Here is a 26,653-nt window from a genome sequence, read left to right as displayed (position 1 = left end):
CATGACCCATCCATTTCTGTTTCATCCCCAGGTGGCGCCCTGGTTCAAAGAGAGCGCCGATGCCCTGCAACTGACCCTGTTCAGCGAGCTGGATGCCCCGATCCGTGAGGTGTGGCTGCGCCACGAGCCGGACAACGAGGAGTACCTGATCCCGATGACGGCGGTCTCCACCCGTGACCGGCTGCAGGTATGGCAGGCGACCCTGCCGCTCATCAAAGGGCAGGACATTCACCTCTACTGTTTCAAGTGTCTGACCGATGAGGAGCAGTGGTGGCTGCACGGGGCCGGCGTCAGCGCCGCCATGCCGCCGCGCGAGCAGCATTTTCGCTTCAACAGCCTGCACCAGCCACCGGCCTGGGTGCAGGACCAGGTGTTCTACCAGATCTTCCCCGATCGCTTCTGCAACGGCGATCCGTCGCTCAGCGTCAAACATCACGAGTACGAGTACCGTGGCAAGGCGGTGATCAGCAAGGCGTGGGGCGAGCCGGTCAGCCGCCACGAAGAGGGCCACGGCGCCTGCGAATTCTACGGTGGCGACCTGGCGGGCATCGACGCCAAGCTGCACTACCTGCAATCTCTCGGGGTGACGGCGCTCTATCTCAACCCCATCTTCGATTCGCCGAGCAACCACAAGTACGACACCCAGGACTACTTCAAGGTGGATGCGCATCTGGGTACCAACGCCCAGTTTGCCGAGCTGACCCGCAACCTGCACCAGCGCGGCATGAAGATCATCCTGGATGCGGTGGTCAACCACACCTCGACCGAGCACCCCTGGTTCTGCCCCCCACTGGGTGCCCAGAGCAACCCGGACTCACCGTGGCGCAGCTTCTACACCTTTGACAACGAAGGGGATTATGTCAGCTGGAAGGGCATCCGCAGCCTGCCCAAGCTCGACTTCTCCAGCGAACAGGTGCAGGACGCCGTCTACCGCGCCGACGACGCCATCCTGCGCTACTGGATGCGTGCCCCCTACCAGATCGATGGCTGGCGCTTCGACGTCATCCACATGCTGGGGGAGCGTGGCACCGCCGAGGGCAACCGCGGCCACGTACGTGCCATTCGCGGCGCGGTGAAGCAGGAGAACCCGGACGCCTACGTGCTGGGCGAGCACTTCTTCGAGGCGAGCCAGTGGCTGCAGGGGGATCAGGAAGACGGCGCCATGAACTACTACGGCTTCGCCCACCCGATCCGCGCTTTCCTGGCGGGTCAGGACATCGCCTACCACCCCATCAAGATCAGCGCCGAAGAGCTGGATCGCTGGCTCAAGCTGGCGCGGGCCCATATCCCGTTCAAGAACCAGCTGGCCCAGTTCAACCTGCTGGACAGCCACGACACCGCGCGCTTCCTCCACCTGCTGGGGGAGGACAAGCAACGGATGCGGCTCGCGGCCACCCTGCTGCTCACCTACATCGGGGTGCCGTCCATCTACTACGGCGATGAAGTGGGGCTCTCTGGCGGCAACGATCCGGACTGCCGTCGCTGCTTCCCGTGGGAGACCACCGCCTGGGATCACGTGCTGCACGACCATTACCGCCGGTTGATCCAGATCCGCCGGCAGCGTCCGGCACTGCGTCGCGGCGATATCCAGACCCTCTATGCCGGCCCGCACAGCTATGTGTTTGCCCGCACCCTGCAAAGCGATCAGGTGGTGGTAGCCTGCAACCGTCATCCCAGCGAGCCACGCACCATCAGCCTGCCCCTGTGGCAGACCGCGAGCCCGGCCAGCCGCTTCACCGATGCCTTCAACGGCGACAAGTTCGAAGTGGTGCAGGGTGAGATACAGCTCACCATCCCCGCCAACTCGGCCAGAGTGCTGCTTTCCAGCTGAGTGACGTTATCTCGCCAATAAAAAAACCGGAGCCACAGGCTCCGGTTTTTTTATGCGCCACAGCTGGCCTACGGTGGCCTTGTGCAGACCGCCAGCAAGTCGGGCTGAGCATCAGTAGTTGATGCTGACGTAGGGCACCTCGTCCACCTGCCACAGCTGCTTGAGGTAGACGGTCAGCACGAAGAAGAAGTTGGCCAGCAGGTTGGCGAAACGATAGAGGATGGGGTCGAAGCGCACCCCGCTCTCTTCCAGCCGCACCAGCAGCCGCACCACCTTCTTGCTGCCGCAGCGGCACAGGTGCAGGGTCGGGATCGGCTGCGGCCCTTGCGGCAGCACGAAACCGGTGACCCGGCCGCGGCTCGCCTCGTTGTAGTGATCGTAACGCCCCTTCAGCCACGCCAGATCCTCCTCGAAGATGCCGAGCCTGCCGCGCACCGAGCCATTGAGGTTGTAGATAAGCCGCTGCAGCGCCGCGAGATCCGCCTGCATGGGCGCAATCTCGGCATCCGGTGCTAGGTGTGACAACACGGCGCCCACCTGGCAGCAGAGCTCATCGGTGGCGATCTCGTAGTCACACTGGAACTGGGTCTCGAAGATGAAGGGGTAGCAAAGCTCGCGCTTGTCTCTGGGCTTTTTCGGGTTCATGGGCTGGCCGGATCGGGAAAAAGGCCAGTTTGCCAGCCCCCGCAGGAGCTGGCAAACGGCCGGTCATGGTCCTCGATTCGAAACGGTTCAGACGCTCTTGCTGCTGGCATCCGTCGCCGGCTGGAACTGGCCGATCATCCGCAGCGCATCCAGCATCCGCTGGTTGAAGCTGGTGAAGCTGCCCACCTGGGCCGGATCGCTCTGGCCACGGGCCGCCAGCACCGCCGGCGTCAGCGCCTGCTGCTGGGATGCAGGCAGCAGGGCATCCGCCTGCTGCTGCACCTGATCCAGCTTGGGCAGGTAGTCGGCCAGCGGCTTGAGCATCTCCTGCAGGGAGTGCGCCCCCTGATAGGTCTGGCTCAGCTTGAGGCTCTGCTTGAGCTTGAGCGAATAGGAGGCCAGCTGGCTGTCATCCAGCTTCAGCTCGCCCGCCTTCTTCAGCAGGTCGTCGAAATTGCCGGAGAAGAAGTTGCCGGCCAGATCGTCGATCCCCTTGACCAGCTTGCCGATGGAGTCCATCTCCTCGCTGCTCAGGTTGCCCTCCAGCGAGAAGCTGAAGCTCTGGCTCGACTTGAGGCTGAACTGGCTGCCGCTGTCATCCTTCTGGGACTTGGTCTGCCAGCTGTCGTTGAAGCGCAGCACCACCTTGTCGCCATCCTTGGTCTGGATCTCCAGCGAGCCCTGCTGACGGCTGGCCATTTCGGCCTGGCCCATGTCGGTGGTGGAGACCTTGCCGAAGAACTCCTTCTCGAACTGATCGAGCCCCTCCTGGATCAGCTTGTAGCTCTGATCCATGCCGGTCTTGATGTCGGAGTTGTCCGCCCAGTCGCCGAGCTGCTTCCTGGCGTCGCCAAAGCCCTTGTCCACCCCCTTGCGGGCCTGTTCCATCATGCCGGTCAGGCTGTCGTCCGACTTGCCGTCGGCCCGGGCAGCCCCCAGCCGACCGGTGACGAACTGCAGTACGTTGTCGGCCACCGACTGAAAGTCGAACAGGGTATCCGGGGTCACCGCCTCCGGCTGATCCTGCGCCTTGGGCGCCTTGTAGCCCTGGCCATTGATCTCCAGCGCGAACTGCAGCGCCTGCTGCACCAGCACCTGCGCCCATTTCGGCGCCTTGTGCAACGAGACTTCGTCCTCGTTGTTTACCGGTTTCGAGTCCGCCTGCTGGGGCGATTTGGGAGCAACACCCACTCCCTTGGGTTGGGCCGCGCCCACTCCGTCGATCTGCATAATGTGTCCTCCCACCATGCCTGTAGATCAGCTATCGGCCTGACTGCACACTTCTTGACCACAAAATACTGGACAATCTGCGGCGGCCTTTTAAAATCGGGCCCCTTTGGGTGGCTGCAGGCTTCCCCCGATTTCGACCCGGCCAGACCGGTGTGCATGTGAGGTAAATCATGACCCAATCCCAGCAGGTTTCCGCCGACCCGGCGCCCCTTCGAACCCCGGCCGACTACCAGGCCCAGCTCGACGAGAAGCGCGAGCGCCTCTGCGGGTTGTTTGCCGACTTCACCCTGCCTGCGCTGGAAGTGCACGCCTCCCCCGCCGAACACTACCGGATGCGCGCCGAGTTTCGCATCTGGCACGACGGTGACGACCTGTACCACTGCATGTATGCGCCAGCCACCAAGGAGATCATCCGGGTTGACCAGTTCCCCACCGCCAGCCGTCTCATCAACCAGCTGATGCCGGTGCTGCTGGAAGGGCTGCGCCCGCACCCCGTGCTGCGCCGCAAGCTGTTCCAGATCGACTACCTCTCCACCCAGTCCGGCCAGATCTGCGTCAGCCTGCTCTACCATCGCAAGCTGGAGAGCGAGTGGCAGCAGGCTGCCGAAGCGCTGCAGGCCGACCTGCGGGCCAAGGGATTCGAGCTGCAGCTGATTGGCCGTGCCCACAAGCAGAAGATCTGCCTGGGGGAGGAGTTCGTCATCGAACGGTTGAATGTGCAGGGCCGCGAGCTGGTCTACAAGCAGGTGGAGAACAGCTTCACCCAGCCCAACGCCGCCATCAACGAACAGATGCTGGGCTGGGCGCTGGACGTGACCAAGGGGAGCGAGGGCGACCTGCTGGAGCTCTACTGCGGCAACGGCAACTTCTCCATCGCCCTGGCGCAGAACTTCCGCAAGGTGCTGGCCACCGAGATCGCCAAGCCGAGCGTGGACTCCGCCCAGTTCAACATCGCCGCCAACGGCGTCGACAACCTGATCATCCTGCGCATGTCGGCCGAGGAGTTCACCATGGCGATGCGCGGCGAGCGGGAGTTCAACCGCCTCAAGGGCGTGGATCTGGGCGCCTACCAGTGCAACACCATCTTCGTCGACCCGCCCCGGGCCGGCCTCGACGACGCCACCGTCAAACTGGTGCAGGATTACGACAACATCCTCTACATCTCCTGCAACCCCGAGACCCTGCAGGCCAACATGGCGGTGCTCGGCGAAACCCACGAGATCGCCCGCTTCGCCCTGTTCGATCAGTTCCCCTGGACTCACCATATGGAAGCTGGCGTCTATCTCAAGCGCAAGACAGGCTGATGCCGCCGGGGTACAGCTCCCCGCTCGACCAGCAAAACAAGACAGGGCCCGCGGGCCCTGTTTGATTATTTAACCCTGTGCATGGGGCGGCCGGAGCCGCTATGCTGGCGGCACGCGCATCCGCGCCACAGTCTGGGTGTCATGCCACCATGCAACGCATTCTTTTTGTTGAAGATGATCCCGAGATAGGCCAGCTCATCAGCAGCTGGCTGGCCCGCCACGACATGGAAGTGCTGCTGGAGCCGAGGGGCGAGCTGGCGCTGGCCAGGGTCCTGGCCGAGCAGCCGGACCTGGTGCTGCTCGACATCATGCTGCCGGGTCAGGATGGTCTCTCCCTGTGCCGGGATCTGCGCCCGCGCTTTGCCGGCCCCATCGTCATGCTCACCTCGCTGGACAGCGACATGAACCAGATCCTGAGCCTGGAGCTGGGCGCCAACGACTACATCCTCAAAACCACGCCGCCCCCCGTGCTGCTGGCCCGGCTGCGGGTCCAGTTCCGCCAGCAGGGACAACAGGCCCCGCAGCCCGTGGTCGCCAGCACACCGCCCCAGCGCCTGCAGTTCGGCCGGCTGCAGATCGACGGCCCGGGCCGGGACGTGCGCCTCGACGGCGACAGCATTCCGCTCTCCACCGCCGATTTCGATCTCCTGTGGGAGCTGGCCTGCCACGCCGGCCAGATCCTGGGGCGGGAGGCGCTGTTTCGCAGCCTGCGCGGTCGCGACTACGACGGCCAGGATCGCAGCATGGACGTGGCCATCTCCCGCCTGCGTCGCAAGCTGGGGGACGATACCAGCAACCCGACCCGCATCAAGACAGTGCGCCAGAAAGGTTATCTGCTGGTGCCCCACGCCTGGGAATAAGCCCCGCCGAATGACCTTGATGCTCTCTGCTCCCTTCTCCCCTTGCGGGAGAAGGGTTGGGGATGAGGGGGCAACAAGGCAATGCCCAGACGCAATCCAGGCAAGAGGAGAGCCCCATGCGCCGCCTGTTCATCCAGTTCTATCTGCTGCTGATAGGCTGTTTCACCCTGGCCATCCTGCTGGTCGGCATGGTCTATCAGGTCACCGCCGAGCGGGCGGGAGATCGCTATCTGGAGCGGATGATGCAGGGCTCCCTCGGCCTGCTCACCGGCGAGCTGGCCCGCTTGCCGCCGGAACACTGGCCCGCCCGCATGGCGGAGCAGAGCCGCCAGCTCACCCTGCCGCTGCAGATCGGCGCCCTCGCCAACCAGCCGCTGGCCAACGAGGATCAGGCCTTTCTGGAGGCCGGCAACATCGTCATCGTCGAGGAGGATGACACCTTCCTGCAGCGCATTCCGGGCACCGATCAGGTGCTGATCGTCGGCCCCGTCCCCTACCTCTCCTACTTGCACGAACTGCACTGGGTCGATGTGGGGCTGCTGCTGGTCATCGGTCTCTCGCTGGGGCTGCCGATCCTGCTCTGGCTGCGCCCGCACTGGCGCGGCCTGCAGCAGCTCGAACAGACCGCCCGCCGGGTCGGTGACGGCGATCTCTCCTGCCGCACCCGTTTGCCGCCCGGCAGCAGCCTGGGCCGGGTCGGCCGCACCTTCGACCAGATGACCGAGCAGCTGCAGGCCATGCTGGCCAGCCGCAAGCAGCTGACCGACGCCATCGCCCACGAGCTGCGCACCCCGCTGGTGCGGCTGCGCTACCGGCTCGCCATGCTGGATCCGGCGCCCTCGGCCGACGAGCAGCAGGGGCTGGAGCGGGATCTCGGCGCGCTGGACGCCCTCATCGAGGAGATGCTCACCTACGCCAGACTCGATCGCCCCGAGCTGCCGCTGCAGTGCAGCGAGCTGGAGCTCGGCAGTTGGGCCGGCAGCCGCCTCGCCGACTGGCAGGCGCTGCGGCCGGACAAGCGGCTCGACTTCGTGCGCCCGGCCATGGCCCTGCCCTGGCGCGGCGATACTCGCCTGCTGGATCGGGCGCTGGAGAACCTCATCGGCAACGCCCTGCGCCACGCCGCCGGCCGGGTCACCCTCAGCATGGCGCGTCAGCAGGATCACTATCTGCTGGAGGTAGCCGACGACGGCGCCGGCATCGATCCGGCGCTGGCGCCGCAGATCTTCGAGCCCTTCGTGCGGCTGGATCAGAGCCGCGACCGACGCACCGGCGGCGCCGGGCTGGGGCTGGCCATCGTGCGCAGCATCGCCCGCCACCACGGCGGCGAGGTACAGCTGCTGCCAAGCAGCAGCGGTGCCCGTTTCTGCCTGATGCTGCCTGTACATTTGGATACAAACCGTCACCAGTCACTCACTGAACCGCAGGTCGAACAGCCCTAGGATGGAGTCATGGAGAAACGCTCCATGTCATCAACCCGAATGAGGAACTGGAATATGAACAAGCTGATCCCCCTGAGCCTGGCTGCTGTCTTCGCCCTGACCTCCGGCTTCACCATGGCTGCCACCCCGACCAAGGCTGCCGCTCCCCAGGCTACCCAGACCAAGGTCGTGAAAAAACACCACAAGGCTGCCCACGCCAAGGCGCCGGCCGTCAAGGTTGCTCCCAAGACCAAGTAATCGACCAACAAGCTTCCCGTAATGAAAAGGGGCCCCGACATGGGGCCCCTTCTGTTTTCTGCGCGCTTGCCTTGGCTCAGCCCAGCATGTAGTCCGCCGGCAGGGCGACGCGGGCCACCCCGGACTCCACCGCCGCCAGTGCCACGGCGCGGGCGACGCGCGGCAGCAGACGGGCATCCATCGGCTTGGGAATGACGTAGTCCTTGCCGAAGGCCAGCTCGCTGACGCCGGCGGCGGTCAGCACCTCGGCCGGTACCGGCTCTTTGGCCAGACCACGGATCGCCTCGACCGCGGCGATCTTCATGGCATCGTTGATGCGGCTGGCACGGGCGTCGAGGGCGCCACGGAAGATGAAGGGGAAGCAGAGCACGTTGTTGATCTGGTTCGGATAGTCGGAGCGACCTGTGCCCATGATGAGGTCACCGCGCACTGCGTGAGCCAGCGCCGGCTTGATCTCGGGATCCGGGTTGGAGCAGGCGAAGATCACCGGGTTGGGCGCCATCAGCGCCACCGCTTCGGCGGGCAGCACGTCCGGGCCGGAGACACCGACGAACACGTCCGCCCCGTCGATCACCTCCATCAGGGTGCGCAGGGGGGTGTCGTTGGCGAAGCGCTGCTTGTACTGGTTGAGATCGGTGCGACCGCTGTGGATGACGCCCTGACGATCCAGCATGAAGATGTTGTGGGGCTTGGCACCACACTTGATCAGCAGCTCCATGCAGGCGGTGGCGGCAGCCCCGGCGCCCATGCAGACGATGCGGCTGTCGCCAATCTGCTTGCCCTGCACTTCCAGCGCGTTGAGCAGGCCGGCGGCGGTGACGATGGCGGTACCATGCTGATCATCGTGGAACACCGGGATGTCGCAGCGCTCGATCAGCGCCTGCTCGATCTCGAAGCACTCGGGGGCCTTGATGTCTTCCAGGTTGATGCCGCCGAAGGTGTCAGCGATGGCGGCAACGGTGTCGATGAACTGCGCGCTGGTCTCGTGCTTCACTTCGATGTCGATGGCGTCGATGCCGGCAAAGCGCTTGAACAGCAGGGCCTTGCCCTCCATCACCGGCTTGGAGGCCAGCGGCCCCAGATTGCCCAGCCCCAGAATAGCGGTGCCGTTGGAGATGACGGCCACCAGGTTGCCCTTGCCGGTATAACGGTAGGCATCGGCCGGGTTGGCGGCGATCTCGCGCACCGGCTCGGCAACGCCCGGGCTGTAGGCCAGCGCCAGATCACGGGCGGTCTCGGCCGGCTTGGTGAGGGCGATGGCGATTTTGCCCGGCACGGGCTGGGCGTGGTAATCGAGTGCTTGTTGACGAAGATCGTGACGCTGATCGGACATGGGGGACCCCGATACGGTAGTGAATTGAGTGGTGCATTGGCTCGCCCACGGGCGAGGGCTGGGGATCATAAAGAAAACCATCGGGCTTTCACAGAGGAAAGTATCGTCATCCAGCCACTGACAAGCCAGTAATTAGCATGTCATGCCAACCTAGAATACCCATTTAGTTATAGATATGGTTTCACCCCATCACCGGAATGCCGGCTTTCGCCTCCGCCTGTCTGGCGATCGCCTCCGTCATGCCCTGGAAGATGAAGAGGTGGAACGGCAGCATGGCGAGCCAGTAGGCCAGCCCCCAGGCCCCCTGCGGATGCCAGTGGGCCGTCACCTTGAGCCGGGTCAGCCCCGACTCTTCCGGCAGTATGTTGAACTCCAGCCGGCCCACGCCGGGGGCCCGCATGTTGAACAGCAGATCCAGCCTGCGCCCCTCGTCCACCCCGAGGATCTGCCAGGAGTCCAGCATGTCCCCCTTCACGAAGCGATCCGGATTGGTGCGACCGCGAGTCAGCGCCGGGCCGCCGATCAGGTGATCCATCCATTCGCGCACCACCCACAGCTGGTTCATGTAGAAGTAGCGCTGCTCGCCCCCCAACTGCTGCAGCACCTGCCACACCACCTCGGGCGATGCGAGACAGATGGCATCGCCGCTGGCGGTGCGGTCATAGAAACCGTACTCGGGATGGCGCCAGCGCAGGCCGAGCGGGGTCTCTTCCCCCTGCTGCTCTGCGCCCAGCCGCTGCTCCAGAGAGAGGCTCTCGGCCAGCGCCTCGTCAAAGCTGAGCAGGGTTTGCGGCAGCAGGGCCCGCAGCGGGCCGTCGTCGGCCGGGATGTCGTGCTTGAGGCCGCCCACCAGCGCCTTGGCCACCGGCTGCGGCACCGAGGTGACAAACTGCAGCCACCAGGCGGAGAGGCGCGGGCTGAGAAACGGCAGCGGGATGATGGGGCAGCGCTTGCCGATGTGGGCGGCGAACTTCTGCAACTGCTGCTGATAGCTGAGCAGCTCGGGACCGGCGGCGTTGAAGATCTGGCCGTCCACCCCGTCGGCCTCCACCAGTCCGCCCAGATAGTGCAGCAGGTTGGAGAGCGCAATGGGCGGCGTACGCGAGCGCACCCACTTGGGCGTCACCATCATCGGCAGGTTGAACACCAGATCCCGCATCACCTCGAAGGCCGCTGAGCCGGGCCCCACTATGATGCCGGCGCGCAGCTCCACCGTCGGCACGCCGGCGCCCCGAAACAGCTCGCCGCAATAACGGCGGGAGTTGAGGTGGCGGCTGTTGCACTGCTCCGGCTGGATGGCGCCCAGATAGATGATGCGACGCACCCCGGCGGCGCGAGCGGCGGCCGCGAAGTTCTTCACGCCCTGCTGCTCCAGCCGATGGAAGTCGGCCCCCGCCCCCATGGCGTGCACCAGATAGAAGACGGTATCGATGCCGGCCAGGGCGGGCAGCAATGTGATCGGCTTGAGGCTGTCGGCAAGGCGAAACTCCACCCCGGGCGGCAGACGGCAGGGGCGCCGCGCCCCGGCAATCACCCGATAACCCAGTTCTTGCAGATGGGGCACCAGGTAAGAACCTATGTAGCCCGCCGCCCCCATCACCAGACAATCACGCATCTGCACACTCCCTGTCTTGCCCATGTTACCGCCCCGCATCTTCGCCCCTGTTCCCGCGAAGGGAGAAAGGAGAGTCCCACCATAGGGCAAAGCGGGCCGTTACAGAACGCCGACCAATAAAAAAGGCGCCCATTGGGCGCCTTTTTCAGAATTCTTCAGAAGTAGAATTACTTCTTGGTGGTCATCGCACCGAAACGCTTGTTGAACTTGTCTACGCGGCCGCCGCTAGAAACTTCTTTCTGCTTGCCGGTATAGAACGGGTGGCACTCGGAGCACACGTCCAGGTTCAGATCTTTACCCAGGGTAGAGAAGGTGTTGATGACGTTACCGCAAGAGCACTTGGCGGTGATGGCTACGTAGTCAGGATGGATACCAGCTTTCATGGACAACCTCAATTATCAGGCCGTGTCGCTATCCGATCTTCTGTCGGACACCACACGATTGTTGAACACAGTTTCAAAGGCTGCGAATAATATAGGAAATGCCTGAGTTCAGGCAAGTGGCTTCGCAGAAAAAATAGGCAATCTCTGGTGAATTCTTCCCAAACGCTGGATCTGGTTCGTGTGGCTGTGCCGGTGCCGTTACGCCGTCACTTCGACTATCTCTCCCCCCTACCTTTGCCTGCTCCCGGCTGCCGGGTCGAGATCCCGTTCGGCCCGCAAACCCTGGTCGGGCTGGTGGTGGATCACCCGGCCGACAGCCAGGTGCCGCGCAACAAGCTCAAGCCGATCAAACGCGTGCTTGATGGCGCCCCCGTGCTGGGGCCCGACATTCTGGCGCTGATGAACTGGAGCGCCAGCTACTACCAGCACCCGCTGGGGGAAGTGCTGCCCCACGCCCTGCCGGTGCTGGTGCGCAAGGGGGAGCCCGCCGCCTATCGCGAGCTGGAGTTCTGGTTCGCCACCGAAGCCGGCATGGCGGTCGATCTCAACGAGCTCAAGCGGGCAGCCAAGCAGCAGCAGGCGCTCGCCCTGCTGCGCAAGGGGCCGCAGACCCCCTCCGCCCTCAAGCAGGAGGAGATTTCGAGCGCCGCACTCACCGCGCTGGAGAAGAAGGGGCTGCTGGAGAAGCGTTCGCTGGAGCCGAGCCATGACGGCGACTGGGTCGCTCGTTTTGAACCGGGCGAGGGGCTGCGCCTCAACGGCGAGCAGGCGCTGGCGGTCTCCGCCGTCACCAGCCAGAGCGACCAGTTTGGCGCCTTCCTGCTGGATGGCATCACCGGCTCCGGCAAGACCGAGGTTTACCTGAGCATCCTCGAGCCCCTGCTCAAGGCGGGCAAGCAGGCGCTGGTGATGGTGCCCGAGATCGGCCTCACTCCACAGACCATCAACCGCTTCCGGCGCCGCTTCAACGTGCCGGTGGTGGCGATGAACTCCGCCATGAACGACCGGGAGCGGCTCGATGCCTGGCTCGCCTGCCGCGACGGTGGCGCCGCCATCCTGATCGGCACCCGCTCCGCGGTGTTCACCCCGTTTCACAACCTCGGCATCATCATCATCGACGAGGAGCACGACGGCTCCTTCAAGCAGCAGGACGGTTTTCGCTACCACGCGCGGGATCTGGCGGTGATGCGGGCCCATCGCGCCGGCATCCCCATCCTGCTCGGCTCGGCCACCCCGTCGCTGGAGACATTGCACAACGCCCGCAGCGGCAAGTATCACCACCTCACTCTCACTCGTCGCGCCGGCAATGCCCAGACAGCCCGTCAGGTGATCCTGGACATCAAGAACGTGCGGCTGCAGGCCGGCCTCTCCCCCCAGCTGGAACAGCTGATGGCAGAGCACCTGGCGGCCGGCAATCAGGTGATGCTGTTTCTCAACCGTCGTGGCTATGCTCCGGCTCTTATCTGCCACCAGTGCGGCTGGAGCGCCGCCTGCGAGCGCTGCGACGCCTGGTACACCTGGCACCAGGCCGGGCGGCGGCTGCACTGCCACCACTGCGACAGCGTGCGCCCGCTGCCCCACCACTGCCCCGAGTGTGGCAGCAACGAGCTCATCGGCTCCGGCGTCGGCACCGAACAGCTGGAGCAGCTGCTCGGCACCCTGTTCCCGCAATATCCGGTGGTGCGCATCGATCGGGACAACACCCGCCGCAAGGGGGAGCTGGAAACTCACCTCGGCGACATCAAGGCGGGCAAGTACAAGATCCTGATCGGTACCCAGATGCTGGCCAAGGGCCACCACTTCCCGGATGTGACGCTGGTCGGGCTGCTGGATGTGGATGGCGCGCTATTCAGTGCCGATTTTCGTGCCGCCGAGAAGCTGGCCCAGCTCTACACCCAGGTGGCGGGCCGTGCCGGCCGTGCCAGCAAGCCGGGGTTGGTGGTGCTGCAGAGCCACCATCCGGAGCACGCCCTGCTGCAGGATCTGACCCAGAACGGCTATGGCCACTTCGCCGACACGGCGTTGAAAGAGCGCCGCCTGCTGGGGCTGCCACCGTTCAGCTATCAGGGGCTGTTTCGGGCCGAGGCCAACGGCCGCGACGAGGTGCAACTGTTCCTCAGCCGTCTCGCCGATACCCTGCGCAGCGCCCGCTATCCCCATGTTCAGGTGCTCGGGCCCATCAGCGGCTTCATGGAGCGCAAGGCGGGCAAGTTTCGCATGCAGTTGCTGGTGCAGGGGCCGAACCGGGCGCCACTGGCCCAGCTGCTGGATTGGGCGGTGAAGGAGCTGGAGGGGTGGCCCGAGACCAAGCGGGTACGCTGGAGCCTCGACATAGACCCCACCGAGCTGAACTGAGTCAGGCTCTGGTCGCTGATGGTGAAGCGGCCGCTGGCGCGCGGCGTCAGCGACCGGGTTTGCCATGCGAGTGCAGGGGTCAGACCCGCAGGTCGACCTGCTGCACCCAGCCTCCCTTGCCCTGCTCGGTCACATAGAGACCGGACTGGCGCAACACCCCCTGATTGCCGCTTTCCCCCAGATGGTTGAAGGGGGTATCGAGAGGATGCAGCAGGATGGCGCCGATCCCCAGCTCCACCAGAGTGATGGGGGATTGCTCCGGCTGCCAGAACTGCAGCGCCGAGAACTGGCTGTCCCGCTCGTCCAGCACCCCGTTGCCATCCTCATCCAGGGTCGCCAGCTCGCCAAAACCGTTGCCGGAGCGGGCCCCAAACAGCTCGCCGCCGTCATCTATGGTGCCGTTGCCGTTGCGATCCAGCGCCACGAAGCCGCTCCCTTCACTCAGGCCGGGCAGGCTGTCCACCTTGCCATCCTGATCGATGTCGAAATTGACCCGGGCGTCGGTCAGGCCAGCTATCTTGCCGTCCAGGCTGAGCACCAGCGGATCCTTGAGGGCATTGAGGGTGGTACGACGCTGGCTGATGTCGAGCTGGCGCCAGTCCAGCACAAAGCCCAGATCCAGCTGCAGGGTCTGGCCATCCTGGGTCTGCAAGTTCGCCGCCGCCACCACGTTGAGCAGCTCTTTTTGCAGCAGGCTGTCGGTCACCTCCACCAGCTGATCCGGCTCGGCGGCAGGCTGGCTCCCCTCACCCGTCGGGGCGGGTACTCCCTCCGCGCTCTGGTCGGCCGGTTTGATCGGATCCGGCAACTCTATCTCGTGGCCCAGCATCGCCTCGATCATCAGCTTGATCAGCCGCTGGCGATTGTCGAGCCCGTCGTTGGGAATGCCATCCTGTTCGCCCTTGCCGGTCTCGGCAGGCTTGGCGGGGGCCGGTGTGGAAGCCGCTGGCACCGGGCCGGCAGCAGTGCGGCTGGCCATCTGCAGCGTCAGCAGGCTGCTGCGGGTGAAGGTGAGCTGGTTGCTGCCACCGGCCGCTGGCGTCGAGTCCGCCGGCGCCGTGGCCTGGGACTGCACCTGGCTGGCTGCCGGCACGGGACCGAGCCGGCGCACCTTGCGGGACTGCGCCTGTTGCTGCTGGTATTGCACCTCCCCCTGGAGGTCGTAGTGATCGATGCGCATATCTTCGCCCTCGGCGCCATACATCTGGTCAGTTATCGACCAACTGTCGGGGGGGGCTTAACACCGATTGGCTATATCAGAGGGCTGCGGCATCGGCATCCGCACATAACCGCCCCCGCTGGCGGCAATGAAAAGGGAGGCCTGGGCCTCCCTTGTCGTTCATGCTGCCACCGTGGTCATTGCGCCGGTTGGGAGACCCCTTCCAGCCGCACTTCCACCCGGCGATCCGGTGCCAGACAGGCGATCAGCGCCGGTTTGGAGCCGCTGCTGCAGTTGTTGCCGGTGATCGGAGAGGACTTGCCGCGTCCCTCGACCCGCACCTTGTCGGCAAACAGTCCCTTGGCGATCAGGTAGTCGGCGACGCTGCGGGCGCGCTGCTCGGAGAGCGCCTGGTTGTAGGCGTCGGAGCCGATGCGATCGGTGTGGCCGATCACGGTCGCCACCCCATCTTTCGGATTGGCCGCCACTATCTGGCTGAACAGGTTGTCGAGCGCCTGGCTGGCAGCCGGCTTCAGGGTCGCCTTGTTGAATTCAAACAGCACGTCCGAGCTCAGACTGAAGGTCTTGGGCACCACCACCACGGCGGGAGCAGGCGCCGCAGCCGGGGCCGGTGCGGGCGCCGCCACTTCGCCGCCCTGCTGACCGAAGCGATAGAGCATGGCAAACGCCAGCATGCCGTTGTCCATCTCGATGCCGGAACGATCGAGAGAGGTATCCCCGAGCGGGGTGGTGTACTGGTATTCGAGGCGGGCGGCCCAGTCACGGTCGATGGCGTATTCGGCCCCCAGCGCGCCGACGAACACGGCGCCATGCTTGTTGCCGGTATCCTTGATGAAGTCGGTGGCCGTCTGGGCCGACAGTTCGCTGTTGGTCCAGGCGTAGCCGCCGCCGATCCGGCCATAGAGATCCAGCGCATCGTTGACCGGGAACCCTATCTTCATGGTGGTCTGGATCATCTGGCTCTTGGCTTCCCCTTCCACCCTCACCCCGCTCAATTCGCCGGACGAGGTGTACTTGCCGAACCAGTCATAACCGAATTCGAAGCCCAGGTTGGGGTTGAGCTGATAGCCGGCAAACGCGCCCAGCCCGAGCGTATCCTTGCTGGTGCTGGTGTTTTGCAGCGCCCCCAGGGTGTCGGAGACGACCTGCTTCTGATCCACGTCGAAGAACTTGGACCAGCCGGCCTTGCCGCCGACGTACCAGGTGTTGTCCTGAGCGGCAGCCTGCACGGCCCCGCTGACGAGCAGGCCGCTGACCAGCACGGCAAGTATCGATTTGTTCATGGTGAAAGCCTCTGCAATGAGTCGTGATGGGCGCTCTTGCGCCTCTCTTCCCTGATGGGGCAAACCCGGCCCCGTCCATCAGGTTATCCCATCTGTTGCCAGCCTCAAATGACTTGGGACTCAAGAGTGTGAAGCGCCCGGCATTCCCGGCAGGAAAACGCCCCATGCAGGAGGTATCCGCGGATGTGCCGGCCAGCGCCATGAAAAAGGGAGGCCAATGGCCTCCCTCTTGTTGCTTGCAACCCACCTAGCTGGCCAGAAACAGCCGGTAGGCGGGATCGTCGCTCACCTCTTTCCAGCCGTAGCCAATCTCGTGCAGGTAGTCGTGGAAGGCCGCCACGTCTTCATCAGGCAGCTCGAAGGCACAGAGCACCCGGCCGTAGTCGGCACCGTGGTTGCGGTAGTGGAACAGGCTGATGTTCCAGCGACAGCCCAGGGTCTCCAGAAAGCGCATCAAGGCGCCCGGCTGCTCCGGAAACTTGAAGCTGTAGAGACGTTCACCGAGGGGCCGGGCCGGGCGGCCGCCAATCATGTAGCGCACGTGGTTCTTGGCCAGCTCGCTCTCGGTCATGTTGACCACCGGATAGCCATTGCCGCCGAGCTGATCGATGATCTGACCCAGCTCCTCGTCACCGCCGGTGAGGCGCACCGAGACGAACAGCGACGCCTGTTCGGCATCGGCGTAGCGGTAGTTGAACTCGGTCACCATGCGGGGCCCCAGCTGACGGCAGAAGTCGAGGAAGGCCCCCTTGCGCTCGGGAATGGTCACCGCCAACATGCCCTCGCGCTTCTCGCCGATCTCGCAGCGCTCCGACACGTAACGCAGGCTGTGGAAGTTGACGTTGGCACCGGACAAAATGGCCGCCATCCGCCCCCCCTTGACCTGCTCCCGCTCGCTGTAGGCCTTGAGGCCCGCCAGCGACAGGGCGCCCGACGGCTCGGCAATGGCACGGCAGTCGTCGAAGATGTCTTTCAGCGCGGCGCAGATCTGGTCGTTGGAGACGGTTACCACTTCATCCAGATACTGGTTGCACAGGCGGAAGGTCTCCTCGCCGATACGCTTGACCGCCACGCCGTCGGCAAACAGCGAGACCCGTTCCAGATTGACCGGCTCGCCGGCCGCCAGCGCAGCCTTGAGGCAGGCGGAACCCTCCGCCTCCACCCCGATCACCTTCACATCCGGCAGCAGCTGCTTGATGTAGACCGCCACCCCGGCGGCCAACCCACCACCGCCCACCGGCACGAACACGTGGGTGAGGTGGGTATCCTGCTCCAGCAGCTCCTTGCCGATGGTGCCCTGGCCGGCGATCACCTCGACGTCGTCAAACGGCGGGATCAGGGTGTAGCCCTCCAACTCGGCGAGGCGGCGGCTCTCGCCATAGGCCTCGTCGAAGCTGTTGCCAAACAGCATGACGTTGCCGCCCTGCCGGCGCACCGCATCGATCTTGATGTCCGGCGTGGTCTTGGGCATCACGATGATCGCCTTGATACCGAGCTTGGCGGCCGACAGGGCGACCCCCTGGGCGTGGTTGCCGGCGGAGGCGGCGATGACGCCGCGCGCCTTCTGCTCCTCGGTCAGAGTGGCGATCTTGTGGTAGGCGCCGCGCAGCTTGAAGGAGTGGACCGGTTGCAGGTCCTCCCGCTTCAGGCTGACGTGATTGCCGAGCCGCTCGGAGAGTTTCTTCAGGGTTTGCAGGGGGGTGACCCGCGCCGCCTCGTAGACGGGGGAGAGCAGCACCTTGCGTAGATAATCCGCTGCAGAGACCATGATTTATTCCCCCAGCATCGAACGATCGCGCACCGCACCTTTATCGGCGCTGGTGGCGAACATGGCGTAGGCGCGCAGGGCAAAGGAGACCTGACGCTGGCGATCGAGCGGCTTCCAGCCACGGGCTTCGACGGCGACGCGGCGGGCAGCCAGCACGCTGTCGGCCACCTCCAGCACCATGCTGCGAGCCGGGATGTCGATGTTGATGATGTCGCCATCCTCCACCAGACCGATAGTGCCGCCGGAGGCCGCCTCCGGCGAAACGTGGCCGATGGAGAGGCCCGAGGTGCCGCCGGAGAAGCGGCCATCGGTGATCAGGGCGCATGCCTTGCCGAGTCCCATGGATTTCAGATAGGTGGTGGGGTAGAGCATCTCCTGCATGCCGGGGCCCCCTTTCGGGCCCTCGTAGCGGATCACCACCACTTCACCGGCCTTGACGGTGCCATCCAGAATGCCGGCGACCGCCGTGTCCTGGCTCTCGAATACCCGGGCCGGGCCGCGGAAGGTGAGGTTCTCCTCATCCACCCCGGCGGTCTTGACGATGGCACCGTTCAGCGCCAGGTTGCCGGCGAGCACGGCCAGGCCCCCTTCCAGGCTGTAGGCGTTGTCCAGCGAGCGGATGCAGCCTTCGGCTCTGTCCAGATCCAGCTCCGGCCAGCGGCAATCCTGGCTGAACGCCTTGGTGGTGCGGATCCCGGCTGGCCCGGCGCGATAGAAGTCCACCACCTCCTGACTGGGCTGGCGGCTGACGTCATATTCGGCCAGCAGCTCCACCAACGAGGTCCCCAGCACGTTGCGGGTATCCCCGTGCACCAGGCCCGCTTTTTCCAGCTGACCCAGAATGGCGACCACACCGCCGGCGCGGTGCACATCTTCCATATGGTACTTCTGGGTCGAGGGCGCCACCTTGCACAGTTGTGGTACCTTGCGCGACATGCGGTCGATGTCGGCCATGGTGAAGTCGACGCCCGCCTCCTGGGCCGCCGCCAGCAGGTGCAGCACGGTATTGGTGGAGCCGCCCATGGCGATGTCGAGCGCCATGGCATTCTCGAACGCCGCCTTGGTGGCGATGTTGCGCGGCAGCGCCGAGGCATCGTCCTGTTCATACCAGCGCTTGGCCAGGGTCACGATGCGCTGGCCCGCCAGCTTGAACAGCTGCTCGCGGTCGCTGTGGGTCGCCAGCAGCGAGCCGTTGCCCGGCTGGGAGAGACCCAGCGCCTCGGTCAGGCAGTTCATGGAGTTGGCGGTGAACATGCCGGAGCAGGAGCCGCAGGTAGGGCAGGCGCTGCGCTCCACCTGTTCGCTCTGGGCGTCGGAAACCTTGGGGTCGGCGCCCTGGATCATGGCGTCCACCAGATCCAGCTTGATGATCTGATCGGAGAGCTTGGTCTTGCCCGCTTCCATCGGGCCGCCGGAGACGAAGATCACCGGGATATTGATGCGCAGGGCGGCCATCAGCATCCCCGGGGTGATCTTGTCGCAGTTGGAGATGCAGACCATGGCGTCGGCGCAGTGGGCGTTGACCATGTACTCCACCGAGTCGGCGATAAGCTCGCGGGACGGCAGAGAGTAGAGCATGCCGCCGTGGCCCATGGCGATGCCGTCATCCACGGCGATGGTGTTGAACTCCTTGGCCACCCCGCCGGCGGCTTCGATCTCGCGCGCCACCAGCTGGCCCAGATCCTTGAGGTGGACGTGACCCGGCACGAACTGGGTGAAGGAGTTGACCACGGCGATGATGGGCTTGCCGAAATCCTGATCGGTCATTCCGGTGGCGCGCCACAGGGCGCGGGCCCCGGCCATGTTACGTCCGTGGGTGGTGGTGGCGGATCTCAACTTCGGCATGTCTCTACTCCCTGAATGCCCAGCGGGCTCATTATCTTTGGAAATGAAAAAGTGACTCTCGGATCGGGAATCGATCCTGGTAAGGGCACAGCGCAGTGCCCTGACCGGAAGCGACTCGGGGAGGCATGGCGCCTCCCCTCTCTCATCAGTCGTTGACGGGCGTCAGCCAGCCCCACTTGTCTTCGGTCTGGCCATTGAACAGGCCGAAAAAGGCGTTTTGCAGCTGCTCGGTCACCGGGCCGCGGCAGCCTGCGCCCACCTTCATCCGATCGACGGAGCGCACCGGCGTCACTTCCGCCGCCGTGCCGGTCATGAAGATTTCGTCTGCGACATAGAGCGCCTCACGGGGCAGCGCCTGCTCGCGCACCTCGTAACCCAAGTCACGGGCCAGCGTCATGATGGTGTCGCGGGTGATGCCGGGCAGGATGGCGGCGGTAGCGGGCGGGGTAAACAGCACGCCGTTCTTCACCAGGAACAGGTTCTCCCCCGCCCCTTCGCTCAGGTAGCCATTTACATCCAGCGCCAACCCCTCGGCGAAGCCGTTGCGCTTGGCCTCGCGGCTGATCAGCTGGGAGGAGAGATAGTTGCCGCCGGCCTTGGCGCCGGTAGGAATGGTGTTGGGAGCGAGCCGGTTCCAGGAGGTGACGCAGACATCCACCCCGTTTTTCAGCCCCTCTTCCCCCAGATAAGCGCCCCACGGCAAGGCGGCCACCATCAGGTCGGCCTTGGCATCCAGCGGCGGATGCAGCCCCAGCCCCACGTTGCCGACAAAGGCCAGCGGGCGCAGGTAGCCGCTCTTCAGGCCGTTCTCGCGCACCACGGTGCGGCAGGCTTCATTCACGTCGGCCTCGCTGTAGGGAACGTCCATCCAGTAGATCTTGGCGGAGTCGAACAGGCGGCGGGTGTGCTCCTGCAGGCGGAAGATGCAGGTGCCCTTGGGGGTATCATAGGCGCGCACCCCTTCGAACACCGAGGAGCCATAGTGCAGGGCGTGACTCATCACGTGCACCTGGGCATCCTGCCAGGGCACCAGTTTGCCGTTGAACCAGATGTATTGGGGGTGAGTGGCGGATTGGGAAGGCTGTGACATTGGCTTGGCTCCTTAAGCTCTGATCCGGGGTTGCTGTTCCAGTGCATCGACCCGGGAAACGTCCACCAGCTTCACCAGCTGGCTCCACAACTGCTGGATGGGACGCACCGACTCGACAGTAACCGTGATCCGCAGTTGTTGGCAATCCTGCTCCATGTTGAGGGCGCAGAGGTTGAAACCGCGGTGACGAACCACCCGCAGCACCCGCTCCATCACTTCGGGTCTGGGCTGGGCATGGATTTGCAAGGTATTGAACTGACTCATGGGCGTTGCTCCATCATCTGGTGGTTGGCGACTCCTGGCGGAACCAGGGGCCAGACGTTTTCTTCCTCTGAAATGGCCACATGCAGCAGGTAGGCACTCTCGCTGGCCAGCAGGCGATCGAGGGCGCCAGCTATCTGATCCTTGCATGTGATGGTTTCGCCGGGGATGCCGAAGGCGGCAGCCAGGGCGATGAAATCGGGGTTGTCGGAGAGGATGGTCTCGCTGTAGCGGCCGTCGAAGAACAGCTCCTGCCACTGGCGCACCATGCCGAGGCGCTGGTTGTCCAGCAGCACCATCTTCACCTTGAGCTGGGCCCGGCGGATGGTGCCAAGCTCCTGCACGTTCATCATGAAAGAGCCGTCACCGCTCACCAGCACCACTTCATCTTCGGGGCGCGACATCTTGGCGCCGATGGCGGCCGGCAGGCCGAAGCCCATGGTACCGAGACCAGCGCTGGAGAGGTGGTTGCGCGGGCTGGTGAAGCGCATGTGCTGGGCCACCCACATCTGGTGCTGACCCACATCGCAGGCCACCACGCTGCTCTCCGGCAATCTGGCGGAGAGCTGCTTGAGCAGCGCCGGGGCATAGATGGGCTGGCCAGGATGGTCGTAGCGAAAGGCATACTCGCGGGCCATGTTCGCGCAGTGCTCACGCCATGGCTCGATGGAGAGGGACATAGCGAGGCGCGGCAGCACCTGTTTGAGATCCTGGGTGATGCCCACCTCGGCGGCGCGGCGCTTGCCGAACTCGGCGGCGTCCACATCCAGGTGGATCACCTTGGCTTCGGGGGCGAACTCCTCCAGCTTGCCAGTCACCCGATCATCAAAACGGGCGCCCACCACCAGCAGCAAGTCGCACTGCTGCACCGCGTAGTTGGCAGCCTTGGTGCCGTGCATGCCGAGCATGCCGAGATAAACGGGGCTGTCGGGGTCGAGTGCGCCAATCCCCTTGAGGGTGGTGACCGCTGGCATGCCTGTGGCGGCGGCAAAGTCGCGCAGCTGTGACTCGGCATTGGCCATGCCCACCCCGCCGCCGACGTAGAGCACCGGGCGCTCGGCGACAGCCAGCAGGGTACGGGCGGCCGTCAGTTCGGCCTGGCTCAGATGCTCGGGCTCTGCTACCGCAAACAGCGGGCTCTGGGTTGGCACCTTGGCCAGTTGCACATCCTTGGGCAGGTCGATCAGCACCGGGCCCGGGCGCCCTTCACTGGCGATGGCGAAGGCTTCGGCAATGACCTGCGGCAGATCGGCCACATCGGTCACCATGAAGGAGTGCTTGGTGCAGGAGAGGGACATGCCGAGCACGTCCACTTCCTGAAACGCATCGGTCCCGACGGCGGCGCAGGGCACCTGACCGCTGATGGCCACCAGCGGCACCGAATCGAGCAGCGCCTCCGCGAGGCCAGTCACCAGGTTGGTAGCGCCGGGGCCGGAGGTGGCGATGCAGACCCCCACCTGACCGGAAGCGCGGGCATAACCGACCGCGGCCATGGCGGCACCCTGCTCGTGGCGGCAGAGCTGATGGGCCAGGCCACCGTCATACAGGGCATCGTAGACCGGCATGATGGCCCCGCCCGGGTAACCAAACACCTGGGTCACACCCTGTTTTTTGAGAACCTGTACCAAAAACTGCGCGCCGTTCATGTGGAAAATCCTGTCCTTTGGTCGAAAAAAAACCCCCGGGCTGTGAGGCTCGGGGGTCGCTTGTTTCGTTCTGTCCGGTGGTGGGTCTATCCCTTGTTCCGTGCAGCTAAACGAGCCCCGAGCGGTGAGATAATAATCACCACTAGGACCACAATAATGCTGACGAAACGGGAGGCCATGTTCATAGTTACAACCGGAAATCCTGTGAAATTGGGCGGTTTTTACCGCGAATCGCTATTAGAACTAGCACGGTGATTTTTATTGGGCAAGCGTTTTTTGCCTGACAAGACTCTGATTTTGACTGAGTCCGAACGCGTCAATTGGAACAAAAAACTAATAAAAAACGGTTAACCAGCACATACATCAAACCAAGGACGGGATTTATGTCATTAGCTGTGGTTTATAGCCGTGCCAGCTTAGGTGTCGCGGCCCCGCAAGTGACGGTGGAGGTGCACCTCTCCAACGGTTTGCCCGCCTTCAACATGGTGGGCCTGCCGGAAACCTCGGTGAAGGAGTCGCGAGATCGGGTGCGCAGCGCCCTGCTCAACGGCAATTTCGAGTTCCCGAGCAAACACATCACGGTCAATCTGGCCCCCGCCGATCTGCCCAAGGAGGGGGGCCGTTTCGATCTGGCCATCGCCATCGGCATTCTCGCCGCTTCCAAGCAGATACCGGCAAAATACCTGCTCGATCACGAATTTTTAGGCGAATTGGCCCTGACCGGCGAGATCCGTCCCGTGCTCGGGGTACTACCCGCCGTGCTCGCCTGCCGGGATGCGGGTCGCACCCTGCTGGTACCGCGAGAGAACGGTCCCGAAGCCTCGCTGATCCAGGACGCCGAGGTGCGCACCGCCCATCAGCTGCTGGCCGTCACCGCCTGGCTGGCGGGCCAGTACGAGCTGCCGCTGCCGGATCCCCAGACCACGGATGCCCTGCCCGATGTGCCGGACCTGCAGGACGTGATCGGCCAGTCCCAGGCCAAGCGGGCGCTGGAGATCGCCGCCGCCGGCAGCCACAACCTGCTGTTCATCGGCCCGCCCGGCACCGGCAAGAGCATGCTGGCCAGCCGCTTGCCCGGCATCTTGCCGCCGCTGAGCGAACAGGAAGCGCAGCAGACCGCCGCCATCCACTCCATCGGCGGCCTCACCCCGCGCGCCGGTCACTGGCATCACAGGCCCTATCGCACACCCCACCACAGCGCCTCGGCGGTGGCGCTGGTGGGGGGTGGCAGTCACCCAAGGCCCGGCGAAATATCCCTGGCCCACAACGGGGTGCTGTTTCTGGATGAACTGCCCGAGTTCGAGCGCAAGGTGCTCGACTCCCTGCGCGAGCCGCTGGAGACCGGCCACATCACCATCAGCCGGGCCGCCCGCCAGGTCGATTTCCCCGCCCGCTTCCAGCTGGTCGGCGCCATGAACCCCAGCCCTTGCGGCCACTATGGCGATGGCCAGACCCGCTCCAGCCCGGATCAGATCCTGCGCTACCTCGGCAAGCTCTCCGGCCCCTTTCTCGACCGCTTCGACCTGACGGTGGAAGTACCGCTGCTGCCCAAGGGCAGCCTGACCGGCAAGGCGGAGCGGGGGGAGTCGAGCCAGCAGATCCGCGAGCGGGTGCTGGCGGCACGGGAGCGCATGCTGAGCCGCAACGGCAAGCTCAACAACCTGCTTGATAGCCGTGAAATTGAAGAAATTTGCCGCTTATCGCCACAGGATGCCGAGTTTCTGGAGAATGCCATCCAGAAGCTGGGGCTCAGCATCCGGGCCTGGCACCGTATCCTGCGGGTATCGCGCACCATCGCCGATCTGGCAGGACGGCAGGCCATCGAGAAGGAGCACCTGATCGAGGCGCTCGGCTACCGGGCCATGGACCGGCTGCTGTCACGGCTGCGCAGCGGCTGATACGGGGCAGGAAGCGACCGCGATGGCCCCTTGCATGGTCTCGTGGGCCATCGGCTGATATTATGGCCACAGATCTGACCACTTGATGGCCCCTTATCGACAGCAAGACGGACCCGACCCATGCCCAACAAGCTGATTGAGCGACTGCGCGGCAGCCTCTCGACCCTGCTCTATTTTCTCAACACCCTGTTCTGGTTTATCCCCATCCTCACGCTGGGCCTGCTCAAGCTGTTGCTGCCCCTCAAGGGCTGGCGCACCCTCTGCAACGCGCTGCTGGATGGCAGTGCCGGCTGCTGGATCGGTTTCAACAACCTGATCCAGAAAACCATCATCAGAACCCCTTTCGATGTGGTCGGAGTGGACAAAGGGCGCCGGAATGAGTGGTATATGGTGATTGCCAACCATCAATCCTGGGTCGACATACTGGTACTGCAGCGGATTTTTAATCAAAAAATCCCCTTCCTGAAGTTTTTCCTCAAGAAAGAACTGATTTGGGTACCTTTTCTCGGTCTGGCCTGGTGGGCGCTGGATTTCCCCTTCATGCGGCGATATTCGCGCAAGTTGCTGGAAAAGAAACCGCATCTGAAGGGAAAAGACATAGAGACCACGCGCCAGGCCTGTGCCAAGTTCCGCCATATTCCGGTCAGTGTGATGAACTTCGTGGAGGGCACCCGCTTCACCGCCCGCAAACACGACAAACAGGCAGCACCCTATCGCCACCTGCTGCACCCGCGGGCGGGCGGCATCGCCTTCACCCTGGCGGCCATGGGTGATCAGCTGCACAAGCTGGTGGATGTGACCATCGCCTATCCGGACGGCATCCCCAGTTACTGGGACTTCATGTGCGGTCGGGTCAAGGAGATCAAGGTTCGAGTCCGCTTTTTGCCGATCGAACGCAATCTGGTGGGGGATTACTTCAATGACCCCGAGTTCCAACAAGAGTTTCAACAGTGGCTGAACGGGATCTGGCACGAGAAGGACCAGACCCTGGATCAGCTGCTGGCGGACAAGACGCCCTCAACGACGCCATGCTAACCCTGCTCCCGGGTCCGCTGGTGCTGCTCATCAGCGCCGGCCTGACCATACTGTTTACCGCCCTGTGCGCCAGCCTGATCCTGCTGGTGTCACTGGCCAAGCTGCTGCTGCCGATCCCGGCCTTTGGCCGTGCCTGCAGTCGCCTCAACAACCGTTTCATGCGCCTGTGGCTGGCCTGCAACGCCCTGGTCATCCGCCTCACCACCCGCATCGACTGGCAGGTGGAGGACGACACCCGGCTGCGCAAGGATGGCTGGTATCTGATCATCAGCAACCACATGAGCTGGACCGATATCGTGGTGCTGGGTCATCTGTTTCGCGACCGGCTGCCGGTGCCCAAGTTCTTCATGAAGCACGAGCTGATCTACATCCCGCTGCTGGGGCTGGCCTGCTGGGGGCTCGACATGCCCTTTATGCGTCGCTACTCACGGGAGTTTTTGCTGAGGAATCCGCATCTGCGCGGCAAAGACATCGAGACCACCCGCAACGCCTGCGAGAAGTTTCGTCACATCCCCACCACCGTTATCAACTTCGTGGAGGGGACCCGCTTCACCGAGGCGAAGCGCGACGCCTCCCGCTCCCGTTACCAGCACCTGATGTCGCCCAAGGCGGCTGGGCTGGCCTTCACCCTGGCGGCCATGGGAGAGCAGTTCGACAGCCTGATCAACGTCACCATCAGCTACCCGGACAACCCAGAAACTCCCTTCAAGGATTTCCTGATGGGACGGATGAAGCGCATCCGGGTACGGATCGAGGAGCTGCCGGTGGATGAGCAGCTGGTGGGGGATTACTTCAACGACAAGCAGTTCAAACGCGGCTTCCAGCAGTGGCTGAACCAGCGCTGGCAGGAGAAGGACGCCGTGCTGGCGCAGTGGCAGGCAGCCGATGCGGCGGCTCAGGCCGAGCCGCAGGCAGCCAAGGCGAGCGCCGAGGCCAGCTCGGGCAGCTGATCCTCGCTGAACACCCGGATGCCGTGGCGGCGCAACAAGGCCGTGGTCATGCCCTCGCCCGCCACGGATTGCCCCTCGAAGCGGCCGTTGTAGATGCGGCCGCTGCCGCAGGAGGGGCTCCCCTCCTTCAGCAGGGCGAAGCGAATGCCCTGAGCCTGGCAGAGTTGCAGCGCCAGCCGGGCGCCGTGATCGAACTCTGCCGTCACATCCATTCCACCCTCTGTCACCACCCGCTCGCCCTGCCGTTCGGCAGGGGGGCGCGGAGTCGGCAGGCCACCCGCCACCTCGGGGCAAAACGCCAGCACTCGTCCTTCAGCCCCCAGCTCGCGCAGCCAGTCGCTGACAATGCCCTTGCTCTGACCGTCGTAGCGCACCGGCTGGCCCAGCAAGCAGGCGCTGACCAGCACCTTGTGCACGCTGGTCTCACTCATGCTTTGCTCCCCGCTGGCTAAAACCTGGGCC

Annotated in this window: 22 protein-coding genes; 9 read left to right on the top strand and 13 right to left on the bottom strand. The window is 64.4% G+C overall.

All coding sequences use genetic code 11. From position 1 onward, the window contains the following. Position 1: 1 nt before the first annotated feature. Entirely contained in the window at positions 2–1,831 is a 1,830-nt protein-coding gene (gene malZ, locus OKC29_RS12645) for a maltodextrin glucosidase (protein WP_045788795.1), read from the top strand. Positions 1,832–1,942: 111 nt separating this feature from the next. Here the strand turns inward: malZ and OKC29_RS12640 are convergent, their stop codons facing one another. Then, positions 1,943–2,476, bottom strand: a complete 534-nt coding sequence (locus tag OKC29_RS12640; protein ID WP_029304963.1) for an ATP--cob(I)alamin adenosyltransferase — start codon at positions 2,474–2,476, stop codon at positions 1,943–1,945. A gap of 87 nt (positions 2,477–2,563) precedes the next feature. Then, positions 2,564–3,706, bottom strand: a complete 1,143-nt coding sequence (locus OKC29_RS12635; RefSeq protein WP_045525903.1) for a DUF5610 domain-containing protein — start codon at positions 3,704–3,706, stop codon at positions 2,564–2,566. Between the two features lie 170 nt (positions 3,707–3,876). On the opposite strand from OKC29_RS12635, the gene trmA reads away from it, so the two are divergent. The 4 genes from trmA to OKC29_RS12615 all read left to right on the top strand — a co-directional run bounded on the left by trmA (position 3,877) and on the right by OKC29_RS12615 (position 7,549). Continuing rightward, positions 3,877–5,010: a tRNA (uridine(54)-C5)-methyltransferase TrmA gene (gene trmA / locus OKC29_RS12630; protein WP_073352171.1), complete on the top strand. Its 1,134-nt coding sequence runs from the start codon at positions 3,877–3,879 to the stop codon at positions 5,008–5,010. A gap of 149 nt (positions 5,011–5,159) precedes the next feature. Then, a complete protein-coding gene (gene rstA / locus OKC29_RS12625; protein ID WP_162275793.1) occupies positions 5,160–5,870 on the top strand; it encodes a two-component system response regulator RstA in 711 nt (236 codons plus the stop codon). 116 nt (positions 5,871–5,986) lie between these two features. After that, positions 5,987–7,312 (top strand): two-component system sensor histidine kinase RstB, encoded by a 1,326-nt coding sequence (gene rstB / locus OKC29_RS12620; protein ID WP_073352175.1) that lies wholly within the window; start codon positions 5,987–5,989, stop codon positions 7,310–7,312. Between the two features lie 54 nt (positions 7,313–7,366). Further along, entirely contained in the window at positions 7,367–7,549 is a 183-nt protein-coding gene (locus tag OKC29_RS12615) for a hypothetical protein (protein ID WP_010635722.1), read from the top strand. Positions 7,550–7,625: 76 nt separating this feature from the next. Here OKC29_RS12615 and OKC29_RS12610 read toward each other — a convergent pair whose 3' ends face one another. From OKC29_RS12610 to rpmE, 3 genes are all read right to left on the bottom strand, one after another. Next, positions 7,626–8,882, bottom strand: coding sequence for a malic enzyme-like NAD(P)-binding protein (locus OKC29_RS12610; protein WP_073352176.1), 1,257 nt, complete (start codon positions 8,880–8,882; stop codon positions 7,626–7,628). Between the two features lie 181 nt (positions 8,883–9,063). Next, complete coding sequence (locus OKC29_RS12605; RefSeq protein ID WP_162275794.1) at positions 9,064–10,497, bottom strand: DUF2867 domain-containing protein; 1,434 nt, start codon at positions 10,495–10,497, stop codon at positions 9,064–9,066. A gap of 167 nt (positions 10,498–10,664) precedes the next feature. Continuing rightward, entirely contained in the window at positions 10,665–10,880 is a 216-nt protein-coding gene (gene rpmE / locus OKC29_RS12600) for a 50S ribosomal protein L31 (protein WP_016352348.1), read from the bottom strand. A 147-nt stretch (positions 10,881–11,027) separates the two neighbouring features. Here rpmE and priA point away from each other — a divergent pair, with 147 nt between their 5' ends. Continuing rightward, positions 11,028–13,235 carry a primosomal protein N' gene (gene priA / locus OKC29_RS12595; protein ID WP_073352177.1) on the top strand — a complete coding sequence of 736 codons (2,208 nt, stop codon included), beginning with the start codon at positions 11,028–11,030 and terminating at the stop codon, positions 13,233–13,235. A 79-nt stretch (positions 13,236–13,314) separates the two neighbouring features. Here the strand turns inward: priA and OKC29_RS12590 are convergent, their stop codons facing one another. The 7 genes from OKC29_RS12590 to ilvG form a co-directional block, all read right to left on the bottom strand. After that, positions 13,315–14,439 (bottom strand): hypothetical protein, encoded by a 1,125-nt coding sequence (locus OKC29_RS12590; RefSeq protein WP_162275795.1) that lies wholly within the window; start codon positions 14,437–14,439, stop codon positions 13,315–13,317. A gap of 152 nt (positions 14,440–14,591) precedes the next feature. Beyond that, entirely contained in the window at positions 14,592–15,698 is a 1,107-nt protein-coding gene (gene ompA / locus OKC29_RS12585; protein WP_024945528.1) for a porin OmpA, read from the bottom strand. 247 nt (positions 15,699–15,945) lie between these two features. Beyond that, positions 15,946–17,466, bottom strand: a complete 1,521-nt coding sequence (ilvA, locus tag OKC29_RS12580; protein ID WP_011707857.1) for a threonine ammonia-lyase, biosynthetic — start codon at positions 17,464–17,466, stop codon at positions 15,946–15,948. Positions 17,467–17,469: 3 nt separating this feature from the next. Then, positions 17,470–19,311: a dihydroxy-acid dehydratase gene (gene ilvD / locus OKC29_RS12575; RefSeq protein WP_024945527.1), complete on the bottom strand. Its 1,842-nt coding sequence runs from the start codon at positions 19,309–19,311 to the stop codon at positions 17,470–17,472. A 145-nt stretch (positions 19,312–19,456) separates the two neighbouring features. After that, on the bottom strand, positions 19,457–20,401 hold the full coding sequence (locus OKC29_RS12570; protein WP_024945526.1) for a branched-chain amino acid transaminase: 945 nt from the start codon (positions 20,399–20,401) through the stop codon (positions 19,457–19,459). Between the two features lie 12 nt (positions 20,402–20,413). Next, entirely contained in the window at positions 20,414–20,665 is a 252-nt protein-coding gene (ilvM, locus tag OKC29_RS12565; RefSeq protein ID WP_005306810.1) for an acetolactate synthase 2 small subunit, read from the bottom strand. Further along, positions 20,662–22,308 (bottom strand): acetolactate synthase 2 catalytic subunit, encoded by a 1,647-nt coding sequence (gene ilvG / locus OKC29_RS12560; RefSeq protein WP_073352178.1) that lies wholly within the window; start codon positions 22,306–22,308, stop codon positions 20,662–20,664. The genes ilvM and ilvG overlap by 4 nt, the downstream gene beginning before the upstream one ends. Positions 22,309–22,691: 383 nt before the next feature. Here ilvG and OKC29_RS12555 point away from each other — a divergent pair, with 383 nt between their 5' ends. From OKC29_RS12555 to OKC29_RS12545, 3 genes are all read left to right on the top strand, one after another. After that, positions 22,692–24,206 carry a YifB family Mg chelatase-like AAA ATPase gene (locus OKC29_RS12555; RefSeq protein WP_073352180.1) on the top strand — a complete coding sequence of 505 codons (1,515 nt, stop codon included), beginning with the start codon at positions 22,692–22,694 and terminating at the stop codon, positions 24,204–24,206. 120 nt (positions 24,207–24,326) lie between these two features. Then, entirely contained in the window at positions 24,327–25,241 is a 915-nt protein-coding gene (locus OKC29_RS12550) for an acyltransferase (RefSeq protein WP_029302342.1), read from the top strand. Continuing rightward, positions 25,235–26,191: an acyltransferase gene (locus OKC29_RS12545; RefSeq protein WP_024945523.1), complete on the top strand. Its 957-nt coding sequence runs from the start codon at positions 25,235–25,237 to the stop codon at positions 26,189–26,191. The genes OKC29_RS12550 and OKC29_RS12545 overlap by 7 nt, the downstream gene beginning before the upstream one ends. Here the strand turns inward: OKC29_RS12545 and OKC29_RS12540 are convergent. Continuing rightward, positions 26,137–26,622: a DUF523 domain-containing protein gene (locus OKC29_RS12540; RefSeq protein ID WP_073352186.1), complete on the bottom strand. Its 486-nt coding sequence runs from the start codon at positions 26,620–26,622 to the stop codon at positions 26,137–26,139. The two genes, OKC29_RS12545 and OKC29_RS12540, sit on opposite strands and share 55 nt — an antisense overlap. Positions 26,623–26,653: the final 31 nt, after the last annotated feature.

The organism is Aeromonas sp. QDB34, assembly GCF_027705405.1.
Classification (GTDB): domain Bacteria; phylum Pseudomonadota; class Gammaproteobacteria; order Enterobacterales; family Aeromonadaceae; genus Aeromonas; species Aeromonas hydrophila.
The sequence above is the reverse complement of the archived record's forward strand: the minus strand, read 5'-3'. Positions and strand labels throughout refer to the sequence as shown.

Bases quoted from the DNA above. Each gene is read 5' to 3' on its own strand.
- ompA (WP_024945528.1), bottom strand. From the start codon at position 15,698: ATGAACAAATCGATACTTGCCGTGCTGGTCAGCGGCCTGCTCGTCAGC.
- OKC29_RS12635 (WP_045525903.1), bottom strand. From the start codon at position 3,706: ATGCAGATCGACGGAGTGGGCGCGGCCCAACCCAAGGGAGTGGGTGTT.
- rstB (WP_073352175.1), top strand. From the start codon at position 5,987: ATGCGCCGCCTGTTCATCCAGTTCTATCTGCTGCTGATAGGCTGTTTC.
- OKC29_RS12555 (WP_073352180.1), top strand. From the start codon at position 22,692: ATGTCATTAGCTGTGGTTTATAGCCGTGCCAGCTTAGGTGTCGCGGCC.
- OKC29_RS12570 (WP_024945526.1), bottom strand. From the start codon at position 20,401: ATGTCACAGCCTTCCCAATCCGCCACTCACCCCCAATACATCTGGTTC.
- OKC29_RS12610 (WP_073352176.1), bottom strand. From the start codon at position 8,882: ATGTCCGATCAGCGTCACGATCTTCGTCAACAAGCACTCGATTACCAC.
- OKC29_RS12540 (WP_073352186.1), bottom strand. From the start codon at position 26,622: ATGAGTGAGACCAGCGTGCACAAGGTGCTGGTCAGCGCCTGCTTGCTG.
- trmA (WP_073352171.1), top strand. From the start codon at position 3,877: ATGACCCAATCCCAGCAGGTTTCCGCCGACCCGGCGCCCCTTCGAACC.
- ilvM (WP_005306810.1), bottom strand. From the start codon at position 20,665: ATGAGTCAGTTCAATACCTTGCAAATCCATGCCCAGCCCAGACCCGAA.
- OKC29_RS12590 (WP_162275795.1), bottom strand. From the start codon at position 14,439: ATGTATGGCGCCGAGGGCGAAGATATGCGCATCGATCACTACGACCTC.
- OKC29_RS12545 (WP_024945523.1), top strand. From the start codon at position 25,235: ATGCTAACCCTGCTCCCGGGTCCGCTGGTGCTGCTCATCAGCGCCGGC.
- rpmE (WP_016352348.1), bottom strand. From the start codon at position 10,880: ATGAAAGCTGGTATCCATCCTGACTACGTAGCCATCACCGCCAAGTGC.
- OKC29_RS12615 (WP_010635722.1), top strand. From the start codon at position 7,367: ATGAACAAGCTGATCCCCCTGAGCCTGGCTGCTGTCTTCGCCCTGACC.
- ilvA (WP_011707857.1), bottom strand. From the start codon at position 17,466: ATGGTCTCTGCAGCGGATTATCTACGCAAGGTGCTGCTCTCCCCCGTC.
- OKC29_RS12640 (WP_029304963.1), bottom strand. From the start codon at position 2,476: ATGAACCCGAAAAAGCCCAGAGACAAGCGCGAGCTTTGCTACCCCTTC.
- OKC29_RS12605 (WP_162275794.1), bottom strand. From the start codon at position 10,497: ATGCGTGATTGTCTGGTGATGGGGGCGGCGGGCTACATAGGTTCTTAC.
- OKC29_RS12550 (WP_029302342.1), top strand. From the start codon at position 24,327: ATGCCCAACAAGCTGATTGAGCGACTGCGCGGCAGCCTCTCGACCCTG.
- malZ (WP_045788795.1), top strand. From the start codon at position 2: ATGACCCATCCATTTCTGTTTCATCCCCAGGTGGCGCCCTGGTTCAAA.
- rstA (WP_162275793.1), top strand. From the start codon at position 5,160: ATGCAACGCATTCTTTTTGTTGAAGATGATCCCGAGATAGGCCAGCTC.
- ilvD (WP_024945527.1), bottom strand. From the start codon at position 19,311: ATGCCGAAGTTGAGATCCGCCACCACCACCCACGGACGTAACATGGCC.
- ilvG (WP_073352178.1), bottom strand. From the start codon at position 22,308: ATGAACGGCGCGCAGTTTTTGGTACAGGTTCTCAAAAAACAGGGTGTG.